Annotated in this window: 2 protein-coding genes; both read right to left on the reverse strand. The window is 56.0% G+C overall.

Annotation, left to right across the window (positions count from 1 at the left end; translation table 11 throughout):
* Positions 1-587, reverse strand: a 587-nt coding sequence (locus NKI19_RS32700; RefSeq protein ID WP_352567717.1) for an amidohydrolase family protein, incomplete at its 3' end; no start/stop codon positions are given.
* Positions 588-640: 53 nt separating this feature from the next.
* The gene (locus tag NKI19_RS32705) at positions 641-1,054 is read right to left on the reverse strand and encodes a Rieske (2Fe-2S) protein (protein WP_352567718.1); all 414 of its coding nucleotides are present in this window, start codon (positions 1,052-1,054) and stop codon (positions 641-643) included.
* Between the last annotated feature and the right edge of the window lie 163 nt (positions 1,055-1,217).

Raw genomic sequence — 1,217 nt, forward strand, 5'->3', positions numbered from 1 at the left:
GGATAGCGATACATCGTCCCGGCATGGATACCGACAGGCAACCCATGCTTTTGGGCTGCTTCATAGATCGGCCAAAAATGGCTCCGGCCGAGAAGCATCTCGTTGCCGGCCAGCAGCAGGACCTGAACGAACCTTTTGTCGGAAGCACATCTGTGGATTTCCTCTGCAGCCCGATCGGGAAGCTGTGAGGCCACCACGATCGAACCGCGCAAACGTGGCTCAGCATCCAGCCACTCCCGAGCCAACCATTTGTTGGTCGCAGTGCATACCTCTGCTCCCATCAAACCGCTTGCCGCGACTTGACCGCCATAGAGCGGGTTACAGATTGCGATCTCGCAGTTGAATTTATCCAGCGCCTGTTCCCGACAGCGATCGAGGCTGACGCCTGGCTTTTCCCCATCTTTCCGCCAGTCCGGGCGGCATGACAGCGGTGCGCTCGGCGGATAGCTGGCCAGATCCATCTCGCCGATCCCGCGGCTGATGAATTGTTCCTGCCAATACTCGTCCATATAAGGGATCAGAGCATCATTTCCCGGCACTGCGGGATGAATATCGCAATCGATTACCGATGTCGGCTTGTGGAGCATCAATGCCTCGCTTCCAAGAATCTCTGCCGTCTCAGATAAATGGGGTCGATCGTTCAGAGATCGACGACCAGGTATGAGTCCTCGACACTCACAGGGAAAGTTTCCGCTTTATACGGACCCTCGACCAATTCGGATCCCGCAGTTATCGATACCGGGTATTGTTTCACGGATATTCGCCCCGGATCACACCATGACTGGCCGGTGCGAATATCAAACTCCCAGCCGTGCCAAGGGCAGCGGATGAACTCCCCCCGACGCGAACACTGGACATGTCCGGGCTCATCTGCCGTTGCGATACCTGAGATCAAGCCCATCGACAGTTCAGCACTCTGGTGAGGGCAACGATTGAGGAGGGCGAAGTAGTCGCCGTCGACATTGAAGATGACGATCGGACGGCCACGCACCTCAAAGACCTTGCGCATGCCCGGACCGACATCCTCTGTCTTGCCCACCACGTGCTTAGCCATCTTTCCTCCCTGGCAAAAGCGAGACGGAACTGATCCGAGAAGCGATGTTAAGCGTAATAAGCTTGCTCTATCTGTCTTGGAATAGACAGATTGGATGAAAATGCACCACCACAGGTGCGCGAAAGCAGAACCGAACCTGAAGACGCCGGCGTAACCAAGACTG

It is taken from the genome of Mesorhizobium sp. M0751 (assembly GCF_040320265.1).
GTDB lineage: Bacteria > Pseudomonadota > Alphaproteobacteria > Rhizobiales > Rhizobiaceae > Mesorhizobium.